Here is a 22,404-nt window from a genome sequence, read left to right as displayed (position 1 = left end):
ATGGCCAACGCGTTAAATGTCAAACCGACGCGGATGGAATTGCGCAACCTGAAGAAAAGTTTAGACGTAGCGACACGCGGACATAAATTACTCAAAGATAAGCAAGACGAACTTATGCGTCAATTTATCGATTTAATCCGCCAAAATAACGAATTGCGCGAGGAAGTTGAAGCCCAACTCTCCGGCGCCCTTCAAAATTTTGTCCTTGCGTCGTCATTGATGAACCAAGCCTTCATCGATGAACTCGTCGCAATTCCAACCAAAGAAGTCTCTTTGGAAATGCACAAGGAAAACATCATGAGCGTTGACGTCCCTAAGATGCAGTTCCACTATTCCGAAGAGCAAGAAAGTGAAAATGAAAAATTTGCCTATGGTTACTTGAATACCTCAAGCGAATTGGACGAAGCTATTGAAACCATGACTCAAGTGATGCCGCGCCTACTCGAACTCAGTGAAATCGAAAAAACCTGCCAGCTCATGGCAGATGAAATCGAAAGTACCCGTCGTCGGGTAAACGCCCTCGAGTACCGGATGATTCCTGACACCCAGGAAACCATCGACTACATCGAAGCCAAGCTCGAAGAAGACGAACGGTCAACCAAGACCCGGATGATCAAAGTTAAAGATATGGGCGAGAAGGCCTAGTCATGTTAAAACCACCTGCGAAAGAGGCAGGTGGTTTTTATTTTAAATTTGGGGATGATGCTAGTGAGCAGACGTTTCGCTATTGAATTTAAGCGGTGATTAGTGAACTTGCAGAGGAAGCCTTCGTTAGCAAGTAGCTTCGAGTTAACTTGCGAATGGAGGCCTTCTTTGCGATTTGGCCATGCGTAACTTGCGAATTCCCGGTTCCTTTGCGAGTTGGCGTTGAGCTACTTGTGAATCTCCGGTCTGTTTGCAAGTTGATATCCTGCAACTTGCAAAGCACCCTCTCCATCCGCAAGTTGCTGCCGTCCACCAATCTCCAACACACATGAATCTAGACCTCTTCGATCAATCTCAACAAAAAAACACAGCTGAACTTTCGATCAGCTGTGCTTTCCTTTTTATTCAGATGTTTTTAAGCCATAGACCAGTTCGTAGCCATCGCGGTTAGCTTGGAGGCTGGCATAGTGGCTGCGGTAGAGGGCTTGGGTAACTTGTTGGTAGAGTAGGGGCTGGTCTTTGAGGGTAGACCAGGCTGATTCTGCCATTTGGTCATCCTCCCTTTCCCCATCCGCTAGTTGAAGCTTGATTTCTGTCAGTAAGTCTTGGTCAGCATTTTGATAGCTGTAGAGGAGGGCTTGGTCATTCAGGGCCCGGATAAAGCCGCCCTGGTCATTTGTTTCTTTTAAGGTATGGAGGCCTAAACGTTGCCGCTCTTGGTTAATTAAGTCGAATAATGGAGTTAACATGCTTGTCTTGTCCTCATTTCTACCAGGCGCGATGCCCTGGGCTGGTTCTGGGCTCAGGCGGATACTTGGGAGACCTGTCTCTTGTTTAGGGTCAGACTTAGTTTGGTCGTTCGCCTCCACCTGGTCTCCCTCGCTAGCCTGGCTTTTGGCCGATGGCTTGTCATCAGACAGGTCATCCAAAATCCCCTTAACCAGGCTGGCTGTGTCCAGACGGTCTTGGTAGGATAGGTTATTATCGTGGACGAGGTCGACGACATCCCGGCCAGAAGCCAGGGCCAGTTGGGACAGGGTGTCGCCCCATTGGCTGACATAGACTTCTAGTCCATAGTGGGCTTGGCGTCGCATCTCCACTTTAATTTCTTCGGCTGACTTCTGATGAAAAGGCTGGCGCATGGCTTCTAGCGCTCGTTTTTTTACCTTGTCAATCTTAGCAGCCTGGCTCTTCTGATTAGTTTGAGTCACACTCGCTGGCCTCCCTTTATCGCTAGTCTTAGCCTTATTATAAATGAAAGCCCGCCAGAAAGCAGCCGCTAAGGATTATTGGCCGAGAATTTGTGCAGAATAGATGAGGGTATGGTCCCCATTATCAATGAATTCTAAGCCGAGTGACTGGCCCTTGTAATTCGCATCGATCATATTAGCATAGTGGCCGGGGCTGTTCTTCCAATTGTTAAAGAGTTCTTGGGCAATGGCTTCGGGTGAAGTGCCTGGGCTGGCATAAGTCTGTTGGATATTCTCGCCGACATAGCCACCAGTCGCTTCAAAACCATTGGCCGTATAGAAGGCTTGGCCATTTGGACGGGTGTGGGAGAAGCTATCAATAATCTCTTGGGTCCGGGTATCGGCCGCTAATTGATAACTATCCTGGTAAGCTAGAGGGGCGAGACCTTGTTGAGCCCGTTCCTGGTTGACCAAGTCATGGAAATGCTTGCTGATCGCCTGGCTTAAAGATGTGGTGCTTTGGTTAGCTAGGGTAACCCCATCAGCACTTGGCTTGCCTGGCTGTTCTTGCTTGGCTTCTGGACGCTTGGCGTCTGTTTTTTGGCTTGCAGCTTCAGCAGTTGGAATCAAGGATTCCTTGGCCTTTAATTGAGTGGGATCTACTGTTTGGTCGCTTGGAAGAGCGATCGGCTTTTCAACGGGAATAGGGCGACTAGACTTCAATTGGTCGTCTTGATCGTCGTCCAAGTCGTCGAAATCGTCGTCATCATCGTCTTGGTCGTCATCTAAGTCGTCAAAATCGTCATCATCGTCGTCCTGATCGTCGTCATTATCGTCTTGATCGTCATCCAAGTCGTCAAAATCGTCGTCATCATCGTCTTGATCATCGTCCAAGTCGTCGAAATCGTCGTCATCATCGTCGTCCTGATCGTCATCTAAGTCGTCGAAATCGTCATCATCGTCGTCTTGATCGTCGTCCAAGTCGTCAAAATCGTCGTCATCGTCGTCTTGGTCGTCATCCAAGTCGTTGAAATCATCGTCCTCCCAGTCAGCAGGGATGGCGTAGCTTTCGTCATTAGCTGCATAGGCATCATCGTCCCAATCCTCATCATAAACGTCATCGGAAGCGCTAGCGTTGTCATAAGCGACGAAATTGACGTCATAAGCGTTAGAAGCTTCACTATAAACATCGTCATCGTCGTCCCAGTCATCATCGTAGTCGTCATAATCGTCATCATAGCTGTCGTAATCGTCCCAGTCATCGTCATAGTCGTCATCATCGTCGTCATAGGCGTCGTAATCGTCCCAATCATCGTCGCTTTCATAAGCTTCGTAATCATCGAAATCATCATCGAAGTCATCCGCTTGGACGGTTTCGCTGACTCCCAGGCTCCCTGCTCCAATAAGTCCTAAGGCAATAAGTAATTTTTTATCCAATTTCATGTGATCATTTCCTTTCTTTGTTTCATTTCTTAGTTGGTGTGAAGGCTTCTTCTGGCCCTCTCGCTATACAATACAAGCTAGGCCCAAAATTTAGGGCCCTTTTTAAAAAAGATTTTTCTTTTACTTGATTTTTAGCGGGATTGAGCACTTAGTTCGGCCTTCTTGCTATATAATACGAGGCAGGTCAAAAATTTAGGGCCTTTTTTTAAAAAAATAGTGGTGTTCAAAATAAGATGGCAGAATGCCTTATCAATCGCTTATTGGGAAGTTTTTTGCTATAGTGGGACAAAATAGGCCCTAAATTTTCTTGGGCATTTGTATATTATCTTAAGGGCGGAGGCTCTGATTATGGAGGAATGAGGGGATAAGTGATGGAGACGCGAGAGGAACGAAATGCGCTCATTCAAGAACATTTTGGTTTTATTATTAAGACGGTATCTGAATTAACAGGACGTTATGTTGAAGTAGGCAATGATGATGCGTTGAGTGTGGCCTTGATGGCTTTTGATGAGGCCATCTCCCGCTATGATGAAGACCGGGGGCATTTTTTGGCTTTCTGCAAGTTAGTTATCAAGAGTCGGGTGTTGACCCATCTTCAGGGAGAAAACAAGGGCCAAGCCGAAGTTTCCCTGGATGACTTGCAGGAATTGGGCTTTGACCCGGAGGATGAACGCCCGGTCTCCCAAACTGATATGAAGCTAGAGATCGAGGCTTGGAAGGAAGCCCTGGCTGATTTTGAAATTACTTTAGAAAAATTAGCCGACGAATCACCCAAGCACCAGGATACGCGGGAACGGGCCATTGATATTTCGGAAGCTTCCAGCAAGCGGCGGGGCATTACCGACCACCTCTTCACGAAGAAACGCCTGCCCATTCGGAAGATGAGCCAGGCCTTTGATGTGACAGAGAAGGTGATTAAGGGGTCGAAGACCTTTATTATTTCGGTAATTGTTGTATTTGTGAAGGAATACCGCACGATCTTGGATTGGATTAGGGGGTGAGCGGAATGTTTGAAGAAGTTGTTATTTTGGAAGTGGGGAGCGACTATGCCCTGGCCATGTCACGGTCCGGGGAAGTTCTCCGTATCCGGTTGAAAGATGGCCTGGCAGTAGGCCAGCAGGTCTATATTACAGAGGAAGACCGCTATCAAAAAGCAGCCAAGCCGGCGCCTGTCCCGCTGAAGGCCAAGCGTAAGCGCAAGCAAGTCTCTTGGTTAACAGGTGTACTAGTGGCAGCCATGGCCCTCTTAGTGGTCGGCGTGGCGACAGTAGCTAGTAACTGGTACCAGGAAGATGAAGTCGTCAGTTTAGGCCGAAATCCAAGTATCCAGGTGGAAGTAGACAGCAAGGGGACCATCCAATCCCTGGCAGATGCTTCGGGTAAAGACCAGGCCGCTGCCAAGTATATCGGCCAGCCTCTAAACGAAGAGATCAAGGCGATTCTAGAGGAAGTAAGTCTAGGGGATGACCAGAATGTGGTGGTCGCCAGTACAGGCCTAGCCGAAGACCAGGCTGACAAAGTGCGCCAACAAATTCGTGACTACTATGAAGCATCCGGTTATGATGGGGACGTCATCTTCCTCCAAGGTGAGAATAGTGAGTACCAAGCTGCCAAAGACCAGGGCAAGTCCTTGGCTGACTATCTGATTGACCACTATGACTTGGATATTTGGAGCCGCGAAGAAAGCCGCGACCTGTCAGACCAAGAGAAGAAAGACCGCTTGAAGGGACATGGTGATTATGTCCATGTTGTCAATGAAGACCAGCGGCAAAAAGAGGAAGAAGCCAAACGCAAGGAAGAGGAGGAAAAGAAGAAAGAAGAGAAGCAAAAGAAAGAAGAAGAGGCCAAGCAAGCCTCGGACGCTAAGGAAGACCAATCCGGCAATTCCGCTCCATCTTCTCAGCCAGAAGCGAGTCCAAGGCAACCTGCTAACCAGCCCCAACAACCAGCGGCTCCGGCTCCATCGAGGCCCGCGCCTCAACCTGCCCCAGCGCCTTCTTACCGGGCACCTGCGCCAGCCCCCCAGCCTTATTATGATGATGACGACTGGGACGATGACGATTGGGATGACGACGACTGGGACGACGATGATGATTAAGTGAATCCATGCATGATAGAAGCTCCCTTCTGCCAGGGAGCTTTTATTATGTGAACAATATTTGTTTGCTTTATGCAAGGGCTAGAGTGAAGAAAGCTCCTATCATAAGCTTTTGTTTTTTGGGAGCCTGTGTAAAATTGAACAAAGGAGTGACGAGTGTTATAATAGCGCTAACAATAGGGATAAAGGGGGGATTCAGAGGATTTTAGATGTCTCATAAAGTTGGAAGGATGGTAGTTTACATGCGATTACAAGATGGACAATTGAAGCGCTGAGTGTATCAAGTCATTGCTTGGTTCAAGCAAGGCTTATTTAAGCTTTCCTGGGTTTTAACCAGTGGCTAGCTACAGCGCTGCGCGACAGAGGATAGTCAGCCATTGACTAAAGCTCAGGAGAATTAAATAAGAGACAAGGGCACTCAGGCGCATCTCAAGGATGGGCTTTTTTGGCGTGTCCAGACAAGCAAGCTAATCCACTCAGTCTTCTTCTCTAACTGTAAACGATGTAAGAAATCGATGAATAGAAAGAAGGCAAAATGATGACAGATTATTACAAGAAAGCACTCGCATTTGCAGAAGAACATATTGCACCATACGCCGATGAAATTGAAGGCAAAAGAGAATTCCCAAGCCAGGTCTATGACCACTTGATTGAAGCCGGCTACTTGAAGCTTATCATCCCCGAAGAACTTGGAGGCTGGGGTGGCGATATCTATGACCATGCTGAAATTATTCGAGCATTTTCGACAGAGTCGGCAACGATTGGCTTGACTTACATGATGCATAATGTGGCCTTGAATATTGTATTAAATGCGGCCAAGGATAGCATGAAGGAAAAAATTGTCAAAGAAGTATTAGAAGAAGGGAAAGTTCTCGCCCTAGCCTATTCGGAATCGGGTTCGGGGGTTAATTTCTATTACCCTGACAAGACGCGTGCCCAAAAAGATGGTGAAGACTGGGTGATCAATGGTGGTAAGAGTATGGTCACTTCAGCTACCTATGCTTCTTACTATATGGTGATCGCTAAGACCGGTGAAGGTAAAGCAGATACCGATAACTTTATTGTGCCTCTTGACGCAGATGGGGTTTCTTTCAAGATGGATTATTGGAATGGTATTGGTTTGAAAGCCAACGTGTCCTGCCCAATGAACTATGATAATGTGCGTCTAAGCGACGATTATCGAACAGGTGAAGAAGGTTCTGGGATGGAACAGATTCTAACCTTAGTAGCACCTTTGTTTATTGAAGGGCTAGCTGCCGTGTATTCTGGTTTGAATGTGGCAATCTCTAATGAAGCCATCATGCATGCGACGGATCGGACCTTCCCTGATGGCTCTCACTTATCTGAAGTTGATACCATTAAGCGGCATATTTCTCGGATTTACAACTATGCCAATGCAGGGGTGAGTGCTTGCCAAATGGCCGGACTGGCAGCCCGCAACGGGGATGAGGATGCTCTAGCTAAGATTCTTTCCGCTCGGGTGATTGCAATCGAAAACGTGATTGAATCTGGACGCTTAGGGATGCTAATTGGTGGCGGCCGTGCCTATAGCCAATTCCGTAATTTCTCACGCTACTTAGCAGATGCCTTAGCCGGCCAAGTGATGGCGCCAAGTGTGGATATCCTTCACCAATGGATTGGTAGCGTCTTAACGGGGCAAGATATTCCTTAAAGCTAGAACACATGATATAACGTTAAGTATATGGAGGGAGATAACATGACAAAAACATTAAAAGTAGGTGCCGTAATTTATGATCCTAAGATTACAGTGATTTGGGACATGATTCGCCAGTTTATTGAAGATAAGGACCAAGGGATATTGATTGAGCCGGTTTTCTATGATGATTACCGTCACCAAATTGATGCCTTAGTGAATAAGGAAATTGATGTAGCTTGGAATTCACCTCTGGCCAACCGGGAAGCGGAATTGCGGACAGACGGGCAGGTCAAGTATGGCCTCATGCGGGATACAGACCGCGATCTTCATACGGTATTAGTGACTAAGAAGGGCTCTGGCATCCAATCACCTGCTGACTTAAAAGGGAAAAAAGTAGCCTTCGGTGCGATTGACTCCCCCCAAGCCCGTTTAATTCCGATCCAATACCTAAGAGAGAACGGCTTGGAATTTGGTCAGGACTATGAAGAAGTCCGCTATGATATTGGCGTAGGCCTTGATGGCGACCATACAGGCGGCGAATTAGACGCTATTAAATCGGTGGAAGCTGGAGAAAATATTGCAGGCTTCGCCATTGAACCTAACTTCGAAGCTTGGGTTAAGGATGGCACAGTGGATGGTAGCCAACTTGAAGTGGTAGGGAAGACCAATTCTTTTGACCACTGTATTTTTACAGCCCACCAAGATGTAGCTGATGAAGACCTCAAAGCCTTCTCTGATGTTCTGGCAACGATGGACTATAGCAAGGAAAGAGATAAGGAAATCCTTGACTTAGAAGGGCTCAAAGAATGGCTACCAGGCCGTACCAATAATTTTGAAGAAATTCGTCAGGCTGTTGATTATATGAACTTCTTTGATAAGTAAAAGGTAAGCAGATGTAAAGAGGCTTAGGCAGTAGGGCCTGAGCCTTTTTTATTAGAAAGGAAGGGTGCGTGGATGTACGACATTTCTTTAATGGGGTCGATGCCCCGCTCTAAGGAAATCCTAAAAGCTTGGCGGGATTTGGCCAAGGATAGGATGTCACAAGCAGACTACCAAGAGTTAATTCAGCAGGAGACAGCAAAAGTTGTTGCCTTACAAGAAGCCTATGATGTGGACTATATCACTAGCGGAGAACTCGGACGCGACAATTACGTGTCCTTTATTGCGGATGCCTTAGTTGGCGTTGAGATGCTCTCTATGAGTGATATGCTCCCCTATATTGAGGATAAGAAGGCTTATGAAGACATGCTAGAAGTCTTGGATGTTCCAAGTAATAGCATTAAGAATGCCATTTGCGTCGGCAAGGTCCAACGCAAACGTAGCCTCGTTGGCCCAGAATTGGAGGCACTCCATCGCTTAACTGACCGTAAGAAGAAGATTACCCTGCCAGGTCCTTATCTGGTGACACGGTCGATGTGGTTGAAGGGGCTGTCCGACCGTTCTTACGCCAGTAAGGAAGATTTAGCAGAAGATGTCATCCAAGTCTTCGCAGAAGAGATTGCTGAGCTCCAGAAGATGGGGGTTGATGTGATTCAATTCGATGAACCCGTCTTGACAGAAGTCGTTTTCTCTCCTGGCCATACGCGAACCTTTATGTGTGCCTCATTATCGGAGAAGAAGGATCCAACAGAGGAGTTGGCATTCGCTAAGATGCTCTTAAGTCGTGTCTTTGAAACGGTGGATCGCAAGCAATCCCGCATCGGCCTCCATGTTTGCCGAGGGAATTGGAGCCGGGATGAGAGTATCCTGCTTTCAGGATCTTATACACCGCTCTTAGATTTATTTAAGACCGTCCAGGCTGATATTTATTATCTGGAGTATTCGACTGATCGGGCGGGTCAGATTGACTCATTGTTTGCCGACCCCGCTATTTTCCAAGAGGCGACCCTAGGCCTAGGCGTCATGAATCCGCGCCAAGATGTCTTGGAGGATAAGGAAGCGATCAAACAAAGAGTTGCTGAAGTCAGACAATACCTGGCGGCAGACCAGATTGCGCTCAATCCAGACTGTGGCTTTGCGACCTTTGCTAAGAAGCCGGTCAATGATTTCAGTCATATTGAAGCCAAACTGGCTCGGCTTAAAGAAGTAAGAGATGAATTGCGAGCTGAGTACGATGGCTAAAAGAGTGGATGAATCAAGAATTTTTGAATTAAGTATGCGCGGCACCTGCCCTGACTTGAAGGAAGTCAAGTTATATACGGATCGCAAGGCCTTAGAAGCCGAACAAATTGTTTCTTTCGATAATGAATTCGAAGGTTTTTCAAGCGTCTCTTATTTCTTATCGAGTTTGTTGTCATCCGTGATTCTAACGACAATTCGTGAATTGAAAGCAGACGGCATTGAATTGGATGAAATTGAAGGCTTGGTCCACGCGCAATTGACCAATCCCTTAAGGCTAATTCCTGTACGGGGCTACCAAGAGCCAAGTGATTTAACCGCTATTACCATCAAACTTTTCTATTATGCCGATGGCGAGCCTGAAGTCATTAATCAAAAAATCCGTCAAGCTCAAGCCTATAATCCCATCTACCGTTTAGTCGACCAAGCCAGTCCCATTCATTTAGACGTGGAATGGGTCCTATAAGAAAGGAGGTACCCGATGAAGCGAACGCATGATTTCGATCATAGCTGGCTAAGACCGGCTCTAATCCAAACGAGCTTCCCCTATGTGTTGAGTTTACTGACCTTTATCATTATCTTCTTTCGGGGAGCAGAGGCTGCCTTAGCTAATCTATGGTTGTTTAATTTACTCGCTTTAGTGATGACAGCTTTTGTCTTATGGACAGACTATCAAATTATGATCCACATGAACCATATCAAGGTGCGATCAGCCGGTTTGCTCTATCTGGTCATTTCAGGCTTATTTGTGCTAAGTTTCCAAGTCTTCTATGACATGATGCTGACGCTGACCATTTCGGTTGGGCATTTTATTTTCTTTGATGCCATGTACAATCTGAGCTTCTGCGCCTTGTTTATCGTCGCTTTTAAAATATCTGGGCTATATTTAATCGATCTCTTTGCCCAAATCCGTGATCGTTATTGAGGAGGATTAGCCAATGAACTTTGAAGAATTTTTAGACCAAGAAGATGTCGTGATTTTGGATGGCGGGATGTCGACAGCCCTAGAAGAGGAAGGCCTGACCATGTCCAATCCGATATGGAATGCGATTGGCTTAGTGGCTGCCCCTGATTTGGTGCGCAGGGCACACCGTAAGTTTTTTGATGCGGGGGCGAATCTGGTTGTAACGGATACTTATTTCTGCTCATCATGGATCTTTAAAAATATGGGCTTTACTGTCGAAGAAAGTAAGGATTATCTCCGTTTAGCTTGTCGCTTAGCCAGAGAAGCCCGCCAAGACTCCTCTGCTGACCAGGAGAAATTTATTGCCGGAGGTGTTTCCTGCTATGGCGTCCAGTATTCGAATCTATCGGAATATACAGGAGCCTATGACCAAGCGGATGAAGAATATTATGCCCACCATAAAGAACGCTTTGATATATTCGCTGAAGAGGAAGTTGACCTCCTAGCGATTGAGACGATTCCAAATTATCGGGAATCCTTCGTCTTACTCGACTTATTGAAAGAATATCCGAACATGAAGGCATACTTTTCGAGCACCTTGTCCGATCCAGACCACCTAGGTGACGGGCACCCCTATGCTGACCTGCAAGCAAGATTGGAAGCCCACCCCCAAATCCTTGCCTATGGGGCGAATTGTGTGAAACCCCAAGTGATCCGTCCCTTCCTCGAAAAAGTCGGTCAAAAGGCAACCAAAGCGCTGCTAGCTTACCCGAATGGTTTCGGGGCTTATGATCCCGTGAAGAAAGAATTCACAGGAGACATGGTTGATTTTAAAGAGCTTTTCACTAAGGAAGCTGAAACTTGGCGTCACTTAGGCTGCCGATTAATTGGCGGCTGCTGTGGGAGCGATGCCTCAGACATTAAGCGACTGGCTGAAATCTTCCATGGGGAGGGCGCCAAGTGAAGACGAATGATTTAAAGCGAGCCTTAGCCATCACTTCCGTGCTCTTTATACTGGCTGCGCTGGCGTGTGCTCTTAGCTATCTCCATCAAATAAATGTTCTGAAGGCAACTTGGATGGGTTACTTCTTTCCTGTAATGACCTCACTTTTTATTGTGCTAACGGATATCTATATAATGGTCAAGAGTAAGGCCATCGTTCGCAAAAAGGCAGGGATTCTCTATTTAGGGCTTGGGAGTTTTGTGGTAATAGGCTTTCAAGTCATGTGTGACCTTCTCCTCCAGAATCCAACGGGAAATTGGCAACGTTTATTATTTGATGCGATGTTCAATGTCAGTTTCTGTATGCTCTTTATTGTTACCTTTAATTTTGCGGATGTTTATACGTTAAAATTAACTCGGACCATGTCAGAATAGCTAGGCGTACTATCAACAGTTAGCGGTCTAATTAGCTAAAAAGTAACTTTTTCCATTCATTTATGTTAGAGTGAGGGAAATCACAAGAAAGGGTGGCAATGATGGTGTATGTCTTAGAAGCTGTTCCAAATTTTTCTGAAGGGCGCGATCAAGAACTTGTAGAAGCCCTGGCCCAGGCTGGACGGTCGGTGCCGGGCGTGACCTTGCTCGATTATTCAGCGGATGTGGACCATAACCGGTCAGTCTTTTCTCTCTTAGGCGAGCCGGCATCGCTAATTAAGGCTCTGCTCGCCATGACAGGCCTAGCTATTGAGGCGATTGACATGAACCAGCACCAAGGGGAACATCCGCGCATGGGGGCCTTGGATGTCTGTCCCTTTGTTCCCCTTAGTCAAGGGCAGATGGACCTGGCTTGTCGAACGGCAAGAGTCTTGGCTGAGCGCTTGGCAGGAGATTTTGACCTGCCAGTTATGCTCTATGGCGAGGCAGCCAGCCGACCGTCCCATCGCCGTGTAGCGGATATACGCCGGGGGGAATATGAGGGGCTAGAGGAGAAATTAGCTGGGCCAGACTGGCCGGTGGATTATGGGCCCCAAGCTCCCCATCCGAGCGCTGGAATGGCAGCTGTAGGTGCGCGGCCAGCCATGGTCGCTTTCAATGTGAATCTGGCGACCCAGCGCTTAGAGATCGCTCAGGCGATTGCTAAGAAAGTGCGCGGATCGAGTGGGGGCTTACCTGCTTGCCAGGCACTGGGGATGCGCTTGGCTGACCGTGATTTGGTCCAAGTCTCAATGAATATCCTAGACCTGGATAGTCTGCCCCTCTACAGGATCTTAGAGATGGTTCGCATGGAAGCGGCCCGCTATGGGGTTCCTGTCTTGGAGACCGAGCTGATTGGCTTAGCCCCTGCCCAAGCCCTCTATGATGCGGCTAGTTATTACCTACAATTAGCTGACTTCGACCCTAAGGACCAGGTTCTTGAGGAGAAACTTAGACAAGGCTTAATCAATTAACTTAAAAAGCTATCCCTTTCTTTCTGGAAAGCTCAGGAGCACTTGCTTAGCTGAGGAGAAAGTCGGGATAGCTTTTTATTTTTAGGCGGTTATGAGATAGGCTAGGACAGCAAGCAATGTGGCACTGGCTCCGATAGTGGCTTCATAGCGGATAAGGGCCATCCGTTGGCGGAAGTTCAAATGGACGCTCCCGGCTGTCGCATGGAAGAAGGAACCGTGGGGGAGAGAGTCCAGGACAGTAGCCCCAGCGTGGAGCATGCCACCAGCTGGTAGAGGAGGGACTTGGGCGGCTATCAGACTAGGGGCAAAGCTCTGACTGGCGATGCTAGCCCCTGCCGTGGTTGAGGCTGTGGCTGCTCCCATGAAGAGACCAGATAAGGGGGCGAGAAGAAAGGGAGGGAGTTGGAGGAATTGGAGGAGCTGGCTGAGATCAGCTTGGAGCTGGGAAGCGCTGATAATTCCGGCGACTGTCCCTGTCCCAATCAAGAGCAGGCATACTTCTTTGACCTGGTCCAGGCCAAATTGGCAGTAGGAGATAAGCTGCTGACCTTCTCGGCAGGCGAGTAAAGTGACTAGCCCACCCAGAGGCAGGGCCAGGATCGGATCAATACTGAAGCCCACTAGGGGGCGGAGGGCCAGTAAGACCACCACTGTGAGAGGACCGAGGAGGGCAGCTAGTAAGCTCGGTCCCTGGTCTGTCTGGGCTTCTTCTAATAATTGATCGGTCTGGCTAGTCGAGCTTTCTGATTGAGCAACTTGCTCAGTCGGAAGGTTTGCTTTTTCTAGCTTGCGGTTGAGGCTTTGGGCTAGGAGGAGGGTCACGAGACCAGCCACTAGGGCAGGGATGAGATTTTGGAGGATGAGCTGGCTGAGCTCCAGGCCGAAGCTAGACGCAACGGCTAGGGTATTGGGGTTCGGTGAGATCAAATTTCCAGCCTTGGCCCCACCAATCATGGCCAGGAGAGCGGCTTGCTTGCTGGTCTGGCTCTGTTGGCAGATGGCTAAGGCAATGGGGGCCACAGTAATTATGGTGATGTCAATAAAGACGCCGATGCTACAAATTAAGAGGCTAGCGAGGATCAGGGCAGCTAGAGCACGCTTTTGACCGAGCCCTTGGACGATGGCCTGGGCAATCCGACGGGCCGCTCCAGTTTGAACGAGGCAGCCTACCAGGACACCAGAGGCCAGGATGCGGAGGATGGCGCTCATCATAGAGGCTGCTCCATCGACCATAGTCGTTATGGCCTGGCTGAGACTAGCACCTCCTAAGAGGGCACCAATTAAGGCCCCGACCATGAGGGCATAGGGGGCGGGAAGTTTTTTGAGGATGAGCAGAAGGGCAATGAAGAGGGCAGCTAGGGCGCCGAAGCTAGAGATAAACATGGGGAAGCCTCCGTTCTAGGTCTTAGGACTCGAAATATAGTGTAAGGGCTTTTATAATTAGGATACCATAGACTGACTAGAGGAGGTAATCATATGAAAATTGTTCTTGCACCCGATTCTTTTAAGGAGGCCTTAACCGCCCAAGAAGTCTGCCGGGCGATGGCGGCTGGCATCCGCCGGGTCTGTCCTCAAGCAGAGATTCTCTCCCTGCCCATGGCGGATGGGGGCGAAGGGACCGTCCAGGCCCTCTTAGCCGCTCGCGAAGGGAGCTTGGAGAAGTCCTGGGTAACCGGCCCACTGGCTAGGCAAAAGCTTCAGGCAAGCTGGGGGCGCCTGGCGGATGGTGAGACCGCTGTGATTGAAATGGCCGCCGCTTCAGGTCTGGAATTGCTAGACCGGGCTGAGCGTAATCCCTGGGACACCACGACCTATGGCACTGGTGAATTGATCCAAGCAGCCCTGGATGCAGGCTGTCGCAAAGTCATCCTAGGAATTGGCGGCAGTGCGACCAATGATGGTGGCGTGGGGATGGCCATGGCCCTGGGTGCCCGCTTCCTCGATGACCAGGGGCAGTCGCTTGGATGGGGCGGTGGGGCCTTAGCTGACCTCGCTCAGATTGACCTCAGCCAGCTAGACCCCCGGCTCAAGCAGACAGAGATTCTGGTCGCTTCCGATGTGACCAATCCCTTAGTAGGGGACCAGGGGGCAGCGGCCATTTTTGGCCCGCAGAAGGGAGCAGATCCTGCCATGGTGGAGGCCCTTGACCGTAATCTGAACCAAGTCGCTACCTGTGCCATGCGGGGTCTCGCCCTCGATTGGGACCTGGCCCACTACCCAGGAGGCGGCGCGGCTGGAGGCTTGGGGGCCGGCTTAATGGCCTTCCTCGGAGCCCAGCTCCAACCCGGCATTGACCTGGTCATTGCCGAGAGCCAGCTCGCCCAGCATTGCCAAGATGCGGACTATATTTTGACGGGGGAAGGATCTCTAGATGGTCAGAGCGTTTTTGGCAAGACACCCCAGGGCGTGGCCCGAATTGGACGCGCAGCGGGAATCCCTGTGATTGCCCTAGCTGGCCGATTAGGACCCGGAGCTCAGGCCCTCTATGACGAAGGCGTCCAGGCCCTCTTTGCTATTGGGCGAGAACCGACATCTCTGGAGACCGCCCTGGCTGAAACCGCTAAAAATCTTGAAATGAGCTGTGAGAACATTATGCGTTTGCTTGTGACGGCTTAGTGCGAGTCGATTTTAAATTTTAGGATTAATCAAGGCGATAAAGGAACCAAAAAGAATCAAAGCCACCTGATAGTTCTGTCATGGTCTGGTCACTTTCTTTATATCAGTGTGCAGCGCTGCTATTTTGTGGAAATACAATTTTTGTTTTGTTAAAGTTTTCTCAAAGTAAGCTAGCGCTGGCACCTTTTTATTATTTTCACATAAATAAATACAAGTCAATATAGAAAACGCTTACAATTATGATAAATAAAACTTGTTATCTCATTCACATAGAGGAATAAGGCAATATAATTTATTGGTTATAGCTATGAATAAGATTGAATATTATATAAAAATTGGTATACTGGTGTCGAAAAGATAAATGTAAGCGCTTTTATAGAAAGGTTGGTTATCAGATGACAAGTAAAGTATTAGAAAATTTTCTCGAAGAGAATTTGCAAGACTTAAGGGAAAAGGGTCTATATAACGAAATTGATACAGTCCAAGGTCCCAATGGTGCTGAGATTCAGATTAATGGGAAGACTTTGATTAATATGTCTTCGAATAATTATCTTGGTTTCGCCAATGATGACCGCTTAAAAGCAGCAGCTATTGAGGCGACCAAGCAATATGGCGTGGGGGCTGGTGCCGTTCGAACAATTAATGGTACCCAGACCATCCATAACCAATTAGAGGAAAGAATCGCTTCCTTTAAAGGAACTGAAGCAGCAATTGCCTTCCAGTCGGGCTTTAATTGTAATATGGGAGCAATTTCTGCTGTTATGGGCAAGAAAGATGCCATATTGTCTGATGAATTGAACCACGCGTCAATCATTGATGGCTGTCGTTTATCTGGAGCCAAAATTATCCGTGTGAAACACCAAGATATGGAAGACTTACGGACCAAGGCTAAAGAAGCTGTAGACAGTGGACAATACGATAAGATTATGTACATCACTGACGGTGTTTTCTCCATGGATGGCGATATTGCGAAGTTAGATGAAAGTATAGAGATCGCTGAAGAGTTCGATCTAATTACCTATGTCGATGATGCTCATGGTTCAGGTGTGACAGGCGACGGTCATGGGACGGTGAAACAGTTTGGTTTAGAAGATCGAATTGACTTTCAAATTGGGACCTTGTCCAAGGCCATTGGTGTTGTTGGGGGCTATGTTGCGGGAACTAAAGACCTTATTGATTGGCTTAAGGTTAGGGCACGGCCTTTCCTCTTCTCGACTTCACTTACCCCTTCTGCGGCAAATGCCTGCATCAAAGCTTTTGATATCATGACAGAGTCTAATGAAGCCGTAAATAAACTTTGGGATAACGGCAATTACCTCAAACAAGGCTTGAAGGATTTAGGTTTCGATATTGGTCATTCAGAGACCCCAATCACACCATGTATTATTGGGGAAGAGAAACTCACGCAGAAGTTCTCCTCGGCCTTAATCGAAGAAGGCGTTTATGCCAAATCCATCGTCTTCCCAACAGTTCCACGGGGGACGGGGCGGGTGCGTAATATGCCAACCGCCGCCCATACGAAAGAAGAACTCGATCAAGTCTTAAGTATTTACGAAAAAGTTGGTAAAGAACTTGGTGTCATTTAGGAGGTTACTATGAAGAGAATATTGATTACAGGTGCCTTGGGTCAAATTGGAACAGCCCTCACGCTAAGACTACGTGAAGTCTATGGGACAGATAATGTGTTAGCGAGCGATATTCGTCGTGATGACCAGTCTCCAGTTTGCCAAGAGGGACAGTTTGAAGAACTCGATGTCATGGACCGTGAAGCGATGAGTGCTTTAGTTGAAAAATATGAGATTGATAGCCTGATTCATTTAGCAGCACTGCTATCTGCAGTCGCAGAAGAAAAGCCAAACTTAGCCTGGGATTTAAATATGGGAGGTCTAGTCAATGCTTTAGAAGTGGCTCGGCAATATGACCTACACTTCTTTACTCCAAGCTCCATTGGTTCTTTTGGACCAGAAACACCTAAGGACCAAACCCCTCAGGATACTTTGCAAAGGCCAACAACGATGTATGGCGTGACAAAGGTGAGCGGGGAAATTCTTTGTGATTATTATTTCACTAAATTTGGTGTTGATACACGAGGGGTACGTTTCCCCGGTTTAATTAGCTATGAGGCCCTACCAGGCGGAGGAACCACAGACTATGCAGTAGAAATTTTCTATGAAGCACTTAAGAATAAGTCTTATACTAGCTTTATCGATAAAGGCACCTATATGGATATGATGTACATGCCTGATGCCATTAACTGTATTATTAAATTAATGGAAGCACCAGCTGAAAACTTAGTTCATCGCAATGCCTTTAATGTCAGTGCGATGAGCTTTGAACCAGAGGAAATTGCAGCAGAAATTAGAAAACATATTCCTGACTTCAAGATAGATTATCAGGTCGATCCCGTTCGACAAGGCATTGCTGAAAGTTGGCCCAACGCTTTAGATGTGAGCGCTGCTCAGGAAGAATGGGACTTTAGCCCAGACTATGATTTAGCAGCAATGACCAAAGATATGTTGGAAAAATTATCAGTTGAGTAGTCGTCTAGAGTGGGAAGTAGTGATGAGGGGATGAGCCTTTGCCCATTCCCTTGATTTATCAAAAGTAATGTAAACGCTTTCTATAAGGTTGGAGGAAGACTTATGACTGAACAAAACAAAAAAAGAAAATTAGGACTCGTTCCCAAACTGTTGATTGCTATCGTATTGGGGGTAATTTTCGGTCAACTAAATTTTGTGCCAGAATGGGCCTTACGTGCTTTTGTGACTTTTTCAGCCATCTTCTCAAGTTTTTTAAATTTCATTATTCCTTTTATGATTTTGGGTTTAGTGATTAAAGGAATTGCCGATTTAAGTGAAGGGGCAGGAAAACTATTAGGCTTGACGGCATTGATTTCTTATGGCTCAACGCTTATAGCGGGGAGTTTAGCTTATCTAGTTTCGATTACAATATTCCCTTATTTTATTACATCAGATCTAGTCGAAAAATTAACGGAGGCCGGTGAGGGGCTGACCCCGATTTTTGAGATACCTTTAGAGCCGTTTTTTGATGTGACGGGCGCTATTATCTTTGCCTTTATGATGGGATTAGGAATTTCTTGGCTAAAGTCTAAAGGACGGGGACAGGTACTTTATGAAGGCTTCAGTGACTTTGGTGACATCATCATGCAGGTTTTAGCTAAGTTGATTATTCCCTTATTGCCGCTTTATATCTTCGGCAATTTCGCTAACTTATCCTATACAGGCTCTGTCTTTACCATCCTCAATGTCTTCTGGAAGGTCTTTATCGTCGTCTTAGTTCTCCATTTACTGTATGTGAGCGCGATGTTTGTAGTTGCTGGTCTATATGCTGGGAAAAATCCAATTACCCTTATTAAAAATCAGATACCCGGCTATGTAACAGCTGTCGGGACCCAGTCGTCTGCTGCTACGATTCCTGTTAATGTAGAGGCAGCGAAAAACAATGGAGTATCTGAAGATATCCGGAACTTTGTTGTTCCGCTATGTGCGACGATTCATTTAGCAGGATCAATGATTACAATTACTTGTTGCTCGATGACGCTCCTGCTAATGTATGATATGCCACATCCATTTACTATGATGCTTGGCTTCATCATGATGTTAGGAGTAGCTATGGTTGCAGCACCTGGAGCACCAGGTGGCGCCATTATGTCAGCCCTGCCCTTCCTTCCAATGGTTGGCATCGTCTCAGATACCATGCAGCAATTGATGATTTCACTCTATATCACACAAGATAGCTTTGGTACAGCTGCTAATGTGTCGGGGGATAATGCGATTGCAGTAATTGTTGATCGGATGCACAGTCAAAAAATTAAATCACCACCTTCTAGTGTTGAAGAGTGATAAATAGTCGAGGTTAGAAGTTTTGCTTCTAGCCTCTTTTTAGATACAAATGTTGTATATTAAAGACTAGAAGCCTTTTCGAGTAAATAAAAATTTTATCATGGAGCGCTCAGAAATGAAGAGTTGATATAATAGCCTTTTCACAAACTTTTTGCTTAGTAAAAAGTGAAATTTATAGAAAACTTGATGGGGAAGTGAGAATTGCTAGGCCTTTCACGCTTGAGGAATGAGAAAATGAAGAGAAAAGTCCGGCTTGGATCATTGCTTAATTTTTCACATAGGATCTTATTAATGGTAGTCTCTAGAAGAATCTATGACTAAAAATGGAGGTTATTCGAATGAAGCTTGCAGCGATTGTAGGGACCAATTCCGACCGGTCCACAAATCGAAAGTTGTTACAGTTTATGGCCAAGCATTTCAGTGACCAAGCTGAAATTGAGGTTCTAGAAATTGCCGACTGTCCTGCCTTTAACGAGCCTAAGGATAAGACGGCGCCTGCCCCTATCCAAGACTTAGCGGATAAGATTGAGGCAGCAGACGGGGTGATTATTTCAACGCCTGAGTATGACCACTCAATTACCGCAGCCTTGAAGAGTGTCTTAGAGTGGTTCTCTTACAGCGTCCAACCCTTAATTGACAAGCCTGTTATGATTACCGGCGCTTCACTCGGCTCGCTTGGTTCTTCCCGGGCCCAAGCCCACCTACGCCAAATCTTGGATGCGCCAGAAATCCAGGCGCGCGTGATGCCTAGTTCAGAATTCTTGCTGGGACGTTCTGGGGATGCTTTTGACAGTGAAGGAAAGCTAGTCTATGAAGACAAAGTGACAGAATTAGAAGATGTCTTCGAAGAATTCCTACACTTTGTGGATATTACCCAGAAGTTAACGAGTGAACAGAAGACACGTCGGGCTAAGAAAGAAAGCTTTTCTTGGAAAGATATTGTAGACTAGGGAGGAGATAAGCAATGAAATTTGTTGGAATTGTCGGGACCAATGCCGAGTTCTCCTATAACCGGATGTTGCTCGAATTCATGGCCGACTACTATGAAGAAGATACGATCGAGGTCTTGGATATCGACCGGGTGCCAATGTTTAATGAGACCAAGGACCAGACCGATGCCGCGCCTATCCAAGAACTCAAAGAGAAGATTGAAGCGGCAGACGGGGTGATTATCGCCACCCCTGAGCACAACCACTCTATCCCTTCAGCCTTGAAGAGCGTGATTGAATGGTTGTCCTATAAGATCCACCCCTTAGATGGCAAGCCTGTTATGATCGTCGGGGCTTCCTACAGCGTGCAAGGGTCTTCGCGTTCACAATTGCACCTCCGCCAGATCTTAGATGCACCTGGGGTAAATGCGATTGTTATGCCAGGGAATGAATTCTTACTGGGGCGGGCCCACGAAGCCTTCGATGAAGACGGGAAGTTAAAAGACAAACGTACGGTTCAATTCTTGTCTTCTTGCTTCCGCAAGTTCAAACGTTTCACTGAAGTGGCTGAAATTTTAAACCAACCTGAAGAAGTGAACTTCAAGCCAGGGGACTACCATGTCTCAGCAGTCGGTCACAATGGGGACTTGCCTATGGTGGTGACCTTCTCAGAGGACCGGATTGAAGCTATCGATATTGACACAGAAGGTGAAACAGAAGGGATCGCCGACCTGGTCTTCACCCGTCTACCAGAAGAAATTATCGATGGGCAAACCTTGAATGTGGACGTCGTATCCGGGGCCTCAGTGACCTCTAATGGCGTGGTTGATGGGGTAGCTGATGCGGTTTACCAAGCTGGCTCTGACCCAGAAATCTTGAAAAAACGCCCTAAAGTGAGCGAAAGCATGCAACTCGATCCTATCGAAAAGACTGTCGACGTGGCTGTTATCGGTTCGGGTGGTGCCGGCCTAGCAGCAGCAGTAGCTGCCTTAGACAAGGGGGCCTCTGCCTTAGTTCTTGAGAAATTCCCGGTGATCGGTGGGAATACCGTTCGGACAGGGGGGCAAATTAATGCGGCAGACCCTGAATGGCAACACCAATTCAAGGCCATCCACGGTGAACGCGCGACCCTAGAGAAGATCTATAACACGCCTGAAGAAGAGATTGCAGAAGAATACCGGGAAGACTTCCGAGCCCTCAAGGAAGAGCTTGACCAATACTTCAAGGACCTTGATGAAGGCAAGAGCTATCTCTTTGACTCCATCCACCTCCATACTATCCAAACTTATATCGGTGGGAAACGGATGGACCTAGACGGGAATGAAATCCATTCTGATATTGAATTGATCCACTATCTGACTAAGAATGCCCTGCCAACTATCGATTGGCTCAAAGAAAAAGGCGTTTCTTTCGATGAACACATGGTTGCTGAACCTGTTGGCGCACTCTGGCGTCGGGCTCGGGAGCCTCAGGCATCTGAAGGCTTCGGCTACATCGACCCCCTAACGACCTATATTGAAGAACATGGTGGCGAGATCATGACCGACACCAAGGCCGACCAATTGATTGTCGAAGATGGCAAGATTGTTGGTATCCAAGCGACAGGCCGTTATGACCAAAAAGTAACCATCCATGTCAACAAGGGGATCGTGATTGCGACAGGTGGTTTTGGTGCCAATATCGAAATGATCAAGAAATACGATAACTATTGGGGCAACCTCCCAGAAAGCATCCCAACGACTAACTCCCCAGCCCTCACTGGTGATGGGATTGAAATGGGACAAGGTGTGGGAGCAGATGTTGTCGGCATGGGCTTTGTCCAATTAATGCCATCAGCTGACCCAATCACCGGGAATATCTTCAGCGGGATTGACTGCCCACCTTCAGACTTCATCTTCGTGAACAAAGAAGGGAAGCGTTTCGTTGATGAATACGCCTCACGTGATGTCCTCGCCAAGGCCCTCTTTGACCAAGGTGGCGTGATCTATAATATCTCAGACGCAGAGATTGCCAAGACACGTTTCAACTCAACCGATGAACAATTAGCCAATGACGTTAAGAAAGGGGCTTGCTTCAAGGCAGATACCCTGGAAGACTTGGCTAAGCAACTCGACATCGATCCTGAAGTCTTCGTGAAGACCATTGAAGACTACAACTCCTATGTGGACCAAGGCTATGATGAAGAATTCCAAAAAGGTGCCTTCAACCACAAAGTCATTGTGCCACCATTCTATGCCACCCCAAGAAGCCCCGCAACTCACCACACCATGGGCGGGCTCAAGATCGACGCGCAAACACGCGTCCTCAACACAGAAGGCCAAGCCATCCAAGGCCTCTATGCCGCAGGAGAAGTCGCAGGCGGCGTCCATGCCGGTAACCGCCTAGGCGGTAACGCATTAGCCGACATCTTCGTCTTCGGCAAACTCGCCGGAGAAAACGCAGCAGACTAAAGGGTGTGAGCAGTTGCGTTTAGGCTTGAATGACTGGAGCCCAAACGGAAAAGAGCGGCTGCAAGCCGATCGTTCCGATTGGGTGAAGTCACTTCAAGCCT

20 protein-coding genes are annotated in these 22,404 nt (G+C 47.4%); 17 read left to right on the top strand and 3 right to left on the bottom strand.

Annotation, left to right across the window (positions count from 1 at the left end):
• Positions 1-645 carry a V-type ATP synthase subunit D gene (locus F6I03_RS08595; RefSeq protein WP_070431668.1) on the top strand — a complete coding sequence of 215 codons (645 nt, stop codon included), beginning with the start codon at positions 1-3 and terminating at the stop codon, positions 643-645.
• A 401-nt stretch (positions 646-1,046) separates the two neighbouring features.
• On the opposite strand, the gene F6I03_RS08590 is transcribed toward F6I03_RS08595, so the two are convergent.
• Both F6I03_RS08590 and F6I03_RS09790 read right to left on the bottom strand, forming a co-directional pair.
• A complete protein-coding gene (locus F6I03_RS08590) occupies positions 1,047-1,856 on the bottom strand; it encodes a hypothetical protein (protein ID WP_070431667.1) in 810 nt (269 codons plus the stop codon).
• A gap of 75 nt (positions 1,857-1,931) precedes the next feature.
• Positions 1,932-3,278 carry a CAP domain-containing protein gene (locus F6I03_RS09790; protein WP_070626149.1) on the bottom strand — a complete coding sequence of 449 codons (1,347 nt, stop codon included), beginning with the start codon at positions 3,276-3,278 and terminating at the stop codon, positions 1,932-1,934.
• Positions 3,279-3,649: 371 nt separating this feature from the next.
• On the opposite strand from F6I03_RS09790, the gene F6I03_RS08580 reads away from it, so the two are divergent.
• From F6I03_RS08580 to ftcD, 10 genes are all read left to right on the top strand, one after another.
• Entirely contained in the window at positions 3,650-4,279 is a 630-nt protein-coding gene (locus F6I03_RS08580; protein WP_070431666.1) for a hypothetical protein, read from the top strand.
• Between the two features lie 5 nt (positions 4,280-4,284).
• Positions 4,285-5,376, top strand: coding sequence for an anti-sigma factor domain-containing protein (locus tag F6I03_RS08575; RefSeq protein ID WP_070431665.1), 1,092 nt, complete (start codon positions 4,285-4,287; stop codon positions 5,374-5,376).
• Positions 5,377-5,914: 538 nt separating this feature from the next.
• On the top strand, positions 5,915-7,048 hold the full coding sequence (locus tag F6I03_RS08570) for an acyl-CoA dehydrogenase family protein (RefSeq protein ID WP_070431664.1): 1,134 nt from the start codon (positions 5,915-5,917) through the stop codon (positions 7,046-7,048).
• Positions 7,049-7,093: 45 nt separating this feature from the next.
• A complete protein-coding gene (locus tag F6I03_RS08565; protein WP_070431663.1) occupies positions 7,094-7,915 on the top strand; it encodes a phosphate/phosphite/phosphonate ABC transporter substrate-binding protein in 822 nt (273 codons plus the stop codon).
• 72 nt (positions 7,916-7,987) lie between these two features.
• Entirely contained in the window at positions 7,988-9,154 is a 1,167-nt protein-coding gene (locus F6I03_RS08560; RefSeq protein ID WP_070431662.1) for a cobalamin-independent methionine synthase II family protein, read from the top strand.
• On the top strand, positions 9,147-9,617 hold the full coding sequence (locus F6I03_RS08555) for an OsmC family protein (protein ID WP_070431661.1): 471 nt from the start codon (positions 9,147-9,149) through the stop codon (positions 9,615-9,617). Before F6I03_RS08560 ends, F6I03_RS08555 begins: the two co-directional genes overlap by 8 nt.
• A gap of 15 nt (positions 9,618-9,632) precedes the next feature.
• Positions 9,633-10,076, top strand: a complete 444-nt coding sequence (locus F6I03_RS08550; protein ID WP_070431660.1) for a hypothetical protein — start codon at positions 9,633-9,635, stop codon at positions 10,074-10,076.
• 13 nt (positions 10,077-10,089) lie between these two features.
• Positions 10,090-11,019: a homocysteine S-methyltransferase gene (gene mmuM / locus F6I03_RS08545; RefSeq protein WP_070431659.1), complete on the top strand. Its 930-nt coding sequence runs from the start codon at positions 10,090-10,092 to the stop codon at positions 11,017-11,019.
• A complete protein-coding gene (locus tag F6I03_RS08540; RefSeq protein WP_070431658.1) occupies positions 11,016-11,432 on the top strand; it encodes a hypothetical protein in 417 nt (138 codons plus the stop codon). The genes mmuM and F6I03_RS08540 overlap by 4 nt, the downstream gene beginning before the upstream one ends.
• A 101-nt stretch (positions 11,433-11,533) precedes the next feature.
• Entirely contained in the window at positions 11,534-12,445 is a 912-nt protein-coding gene (gene ftcD / locus F6I03_RS08535; protein ID WP_070698431.1) for a glutamate formimidoyltransferase, read from the top strand.
• Positions 12,446-12,526: 81 nt separating this feature from the next.
• On the opposite strand, the gene F6I03_RS08530 is transcribed toward ftcD, so the two are convergent.
• Positions 12,527-13,828, bottom strand: coding sequence for a GntP family permease (locus tag F6I03_RS08530; RefSeq protein ID WP_070431657.1), 1,302 nt, complete (start codon positions 13,826-13,828; stop codon positions 12,527-12,529).
• A gap of 93 nt (positions 13,829-13,921) precedes the next feature.
• Between F6I03_RS08530 and F6I03_RS08525 the strand changes: the two genes are divergently transcribed.
• The 6 genes from F6I03_RS08525 (at position 13,922) to F6I03_RS08500 (ending at position 22,303) form a co-directional block, all read left to right on the top strand.
• Positions 13,922-15,061 (top strand): glycerate kinase, encoded by a 1,140-nt coding sequence (locus F6I03_RS08525; protein WP_070431656.1) that lies wholly within the window; start codon positions 13,922-13,924, stop codon positions 15,059-15,061.
• Positions 15,062-15,456: 395 nt separating this feature from the next.
• Positions 15,457-16,647, top strand: coding sequence for a glycine C-acetyltransferase (locus F6I03_RS08520; protein ID WP_070431655.1), 1,191 nt, complete (start codon positions 15,457-15,459; stop codon positions 16,645-16,647).
• A 9-nt stretch (positions 16,648-16,656) separates the two neighbouring features.
• Positions 16,657-17,601 (top strand): L-threonine 3-dehydrogenase, encoded by a 945-nt coding sequence (locus F6I03_RS08515; protein ID WP_070431654.1) that lies wholly within the window; start codon positions 16,657-16,659, stop codon positions 17,599-17,601.
• A 102-nt stretch (positions 17,602-17,703) separates the two neighbouring features.
• A complete protein-coding gene (locus tag F6I03_RS08510) occupies positions 17,704-18,924 on the top strand; it encodes a dicarboxylate/amino acid:cation symporter (protein WP_070431653.1) in 1,221 nt (406 codons plus the stop codon).
• Positions 18,925-19,262: 338 nt separating this feature from the next.
• Positions 19,263-19,874 carry an NADPH-dependent FMN reductase gene (locus tag F6I03_RS08505; protein WP_070620494.1) on the top strand — a complete coding sequence of 204 codons (612 nt, stop codon included), beginning with the start codon at positions 19,263-19,265 and terminating at the stop codon, positions 19,872-19,874.
• Positions 19,875-19,888: 14 nt separating this feature from the next.
• Positions 19,889-22,303 carry a flavocytochrome c gene (locus tag F6I03_RS08500; protein ID WP_070431651.1) on the top strand — a complete coding sequence of 805 codons (2,415 nt, stop codon included), beginning with the start codon at positions 19,889-19,891 and terminating at the stop codon, positions 22,301-22,303.
• The last annotated feature ends 101 nt before the right edge of the window (positions 22,304-22,404 follow it).

The organism is Aerococcus sanguinicola (genome assembly GCF_008726925.1).
Classification (GTDB): domain Bacteria; phylum Bacillota; class Bacilli; order Lactobacillales; family Aerococcaceae; genus Aerococcus.
The sequence above is the reverse complement of the archived record's forward strand: the minus strand, read 5'-3'. Positions and strand labels throughout refer to the sequence as shown.

What these genes read in the sequence shown, in the direction of transcription:
- F6I03_RS08570 (WP_070431664.1), top strand. Translation starts at nt 5,915, where the DNA reads ATGACAGATTATTACAAGAAAGCACTCGCATTTGCAGAAGAACATATT.
- F6I03_RS08505 (WP_070620494.1), top strand. Translation starts at nt 19,263, where the DNA reads ATGAAGCTTGCAGCGATTGTAGGGACCAATTCCGACCGGTCCACAAAT.
- F6I03_RS08560 (WP_070431662.1), top strand. Translation starts at nt 7,988, where the DNA reads ATGTACGACATTTCTTTAATGGGGTCGATGCCCCGCTCTAAGGAAATC.
- F6I03_RS08595 (WP_070431668.1), top strand. Translation starts at nt 1, where the DNA reads ATGGCCAACGCGTTAAATGTCAAACCGACGCGGATGGAATTGCGCAAC.
- F6I03_RS08510 (WP_070431653.1), top strand. Translation starts at nt 17,704, where the DNA reads ATGACTGAACAAAACAAAAAAAGAAAATTAGGACTCGTTCCCAAACTG.
- F6I03_RS08515 (WP_070431654.1), top strand. Translation starts at nt 16,657, where the DNA reads ATGAAGAGAATATTGATTACAGGTGCCTTGGGTCAAATTGGAACAGCC.
- mmuM (WP_070431659.1), top strand. Translation starts at nt 10,090, where the DNA reads ATGAACTTTGAAGAATTTTTAGACCAAGAAGATGTCGTGATTTTGGAT.
- F6I03_RS09790 (WP_070626149.1), bottom strand. Translation starts at nt 3,278, where the DNA reads ATGAAATTGGATAAAAAATTACTTATTGCCTTAGGACTTATTGGAGCA.
- F6I03_RS08525 (WP_070431656.1), top strand. Translation starts at nt 13,922, where the DNA reads ATGAAAATTGTTCTTGCACCCGATTCTTTTAAGGAGGCCTTAACCGCC.
- F6I03_RS08500 (WP_070431651.1), top strand. Translation starts at nt 19,889, where the DNA reads ATGAAATTTGTTGGAATTGTCGGGACCAATGCCGAGTTCTCCTATAAC.
- F6I03_RS08530 (WP_070431657.1), bottom strand. Translation starts at nt 13,828, where the DNA reads ATGTTTATCTCTAGCTTCGGCGCCCTAGCTGCCCTCTTCATTGCCCTT.
- ftcD (WP_070698431.1), top strand. Translation starts at nt 11,534, where the DNA reads ATGGTGTATGTCTTAGAAGCTGTTCCAAATTTTTCTGAAGGGCGCGAT.
- F6I03_RS08550 (WP_070431660.1), top strand. Translation starts at nt 9,633, where the DNA reads ATGAAGCGAACGCATGATTTCGATCATAGCTGGCTAAGACCGGCTCTA.
- F6I03_RS08555 (WP_070431661.1), top strand. Translation starts at nt 9,147, where the DNA reads ATGGCTAAAAGAGTGGATGAATCAAGAATTTTTGAATTAAGTATGCGC.
- F6I03_RS08565 (WP_070431663.1), top strand. Translation starts at nt 7,094, where the DNA reads ATGACAAAAACATTAAAAGTAGGTGCCGTAATTTATGATCCTAAGATT.
- F6I03_RS08520 (WP_070431655.1), top strand. Translation starts at nt 15,457, where the DNA reads ATGACAAGTAAAGTATTAGAAAATTTTCTCGAAGAGAATTTGCAAGAC.
- F6I03_RS08575 (WP_070431665.1), top strand. Translation starts at nt 4,285, where the DNA reads ATGTTTGAAGAAGTTGTTATTTTGGAAGTGGGGAGCGACTATGCCCTG.
- F6I03_RS08580 (WP_070431666.1), top strand. Translation starts at nt 3,650, where the DNA reads ATGGAGACGCGAGAGGAACGAAATGCGCTCATTCAAGAACATTTTGGT.